The organism is Paenibacillus terrisolis, assembly GCF_056171975.1.
Genome location: NZ_JBKFGG010000018.1, coordinates 1 through 2,745, shown reverse-complemented (window position 1 = coordinate 2,745; position 2,745 = coordinate 1). Strand labels below are relative to the sequence as shown.

At 58.9% G+C, this 2,745-nt stretch carries 2 protein-coding genes; both read left to right on the top strand.

What is annotated here, in order from left to right; all coding sequences use genetic code 11:
- Positions 1-560 precede the first annotated feature (560 nt).
- The gene (locus tag ACI48K_RS16390) at positions 561-1,199 is read left to right on the top strand and encodes an NAD(P)-dependent oxidoreductase (protein WP_475028693.1); all 639 of its coding nucleotides are present in this window, start codon (positions 561-563) and stop codon (positions 1,197-1,199) included.
- Positions 1,200-1,468: 269 nt separating this feature from the next.
- On the top strand, positions 1,469-2,745 hold a 1,277-nt coding region (locus ACI48K_RS16385), incomplete at its 3' end, for an NAD(P)H-hydrate epimerase (protein WP_475028692.1).

Sequence of the window (2,745 nt, the reverse complement as noted above, 5' to 3'; positions counted from 1 at the left end):
GTGAATGATTTCTCGAACGACTCTCGAATAGCGGCATAAAATGGCCTTATTTCGCTCGAAATCCGCATTTTCCAGAAATAGCGGTCCAAAACGGTCCTATTTTCGGTAAAACGCCTAAAACCGAGTGAAAAAGGAACTCTTCAGAAGAAATAAGGCCATAATACGGCGCTATTTATTCAGAATGAGGCCTCTCCAGAGGAATAAGGCCAAAAAAGGCCGCTATTTTGAGTGTCGGAGGAATGCGCTGTTCGGGGACGGCGTTGACCAGAGTATCGCAGAGTAGACCGACCAATTTGTTCAAACGCAAATCTTCGAAGCCGATCCGGTATCAGCCAGCGGTCTGGCAGGTTTTCCCGCTCTGTTGTTATGATAAGTTTTAGAAGGTGTCCCAAAGTCATTGATGATGGCTTTTGGGATACCTTCTTTTTAGGGTACCCGGTGAAAACAGGGCCTGTATGCCGAAAAAGGGTTTTGGACTTGCCGATTGGGGATCATTATAATAAAGGCTGAAAAGCAAATGCCAAAATTGACCACGATTCCATAAGAGAGGGCGTACATAGATGAAGATCGTTTTGTTTGGCGGAACCGGAACCATCGGCAGAGCCATCCTGGAAGAGGCACTGCGGCGCGGACATGAGGTGACTGCGGTCGTACGGGACCCTTCTCGGCTTGCGGAAAGACGGCAGCGGGAACGGCTGGATATCGTGACGGGAGACATCCTGATGCCGGAGTCGATTGCCGGGGCGTCGGAGGGGAAGGATGCCATCATCAGTGCATACGGGCCCAGATTCGGTGAAGAAGACGAGATGCAGGAAGCCGCCCGCAGTCTGATCGAGGGCGCAAAGTGCGGAGGCGTAAGCCGTCTGCTCGTCGTAGGCGGCGCCGGTGGTCTGGAGGTAGCACCGGGCGTTAAATTGATGAATACCGCAGAGTTCCCGGAGGAGGTTCGTCCGCTCGCCAGAGCGCATGAAGAAGCGTATGAGGTGTTCCGGTCTTCCGATCTGGAATGGACGGTGCTTAGTCCGGCGGCCGTGATTGAGCCGGGGCTTCGAACCGGTCAATTTCGAATCGGAATGGACCGGCTTGTCATCGACGAACGGGACGTTAGCCACATTACCGTGGAGGATTATGCGGTCGCGATGCTGGACGAACTCGAAGACCCGCAGTTTGTTCGGACGCGGTTTACGGTAGCTTATTAATTTCTGTAAATATATAAGTTAAACTAATGAAAAAGTAACTTGGCAAAAGTGAGAAATCTTCCGGCAGAAGCCAAAAGTTTCTGATAGAAAGCTGCATCGGAAGCATAGGCTTCGTTCCCCTTTGTGACCGGATTTCTGCACCGTTTAAATTTAATCATTCAAAGAAATCCGGGAACAACAGCGATCGAAAGAACATTTCTCGCGGCTGCCATTTTACGTATTCAATCTTTGGTTCAACTTATATATCGCTGAGGCAAGGGGGAGCGGGAATGAAATTCGTGACAGCGGAGCAAATGAGGGAAATCGACCATTATGCGATTCGGCAAAAGGGAATTCCTGCGGTCGCGCTTATGGAGAATGCCGGCCGGGCAATCGCCGAGGAGGTACTGCGGTTTTGCCGCCTGAAGCGGAAAGGGGAACTTCACGTGGTTCCGGCCGAGCGGATCGTCGCGGTACGTCCGGACGGATCGGGAGTGGACGAGAGCGTTGAAAGCGTTCTTGACCCGCAGGAGCATTGGCTAATCCTTGCCGGCAAAGGCAATAACGGGGGAGACGGGCTTGTCTGTGCCCGCCATCTTGCGGATGCGGGCTTGAAAGTCACCCTGCTGTATGCGGAGCCGCCGGAGACGTTTGGCGGTGAAGCGGCGGTGCAGTTTGGCATCGCGGAAGCGCTTGGGTTAAAAGCGGCGGTCTACGCCCCGGGAAGCCTTGCGCTTGGGGCGGAGAACGGGCGTAACGGCTACACCGGGATTGTGGACGCGCTGCTGGGCACGGGAGCGAAAGGAGCGCCGCGAGGGAGCTACGCTTCGCTGATCCGCGAAGCGAACGACAGCGGGCTGCCGATCATCGCGGCGGATATCCCGAGCGGGCTGGACGCCGATACGGGCGCCGTGCACGACCCGTGCATCCAGGCCCGGATTACCGTCTGTCTCGCCTTCCTGAAGGCGGGCCTGACGCAGTATCCAGGGGCCAAAGCGGCTGGGGAAGTGATCGTGCGCTATATCGGCATCCCCCGGGCACTCCCGCCGGGGATGACAGCGGCGGGGGCCGTGCTTACCGAGGAGGCGCTGCGAGGTGAACTCGGGGTAGATCCCGGCCGGCGGCGCGAGGCCGACGGCCATAAAGGCACGTACGGGCACGTACTGCTGGCTGCGGGCAGCCTGACGATGAGCGGCGCCGGCCTGCTTGCCGCCAAAGCCGCGCTCCGCGCCGGCAGCGGGCTCGCCACCTGGGCGCTGCCGGCGGCGCTGCTGCCGCATGTGCTCGGGGCCGTGCCCGAGCTGATGCTGGCGCCGGTCCAAGACGGCGGGACCGGCGCCTGGAACGAAGCCGCAGCGCACGAAGTGCTGCGGCTGCTCGCGGCGCGCGATGTGTTCGCCGTAGGCCCGGGGCTGGGCCGCTTCCCGGGCGAGGACGGCTTCCTGCGCGCCTTGTGGCAGGGCGCCCGCAGTCCACTGGTGGTGGACGCGGACGCCCTGAACATCCTTGCCGCGGCCGGCGGCCTCGCGGCATGGCCCCGCCGGGATGCGGCGACGATTCTGACGCC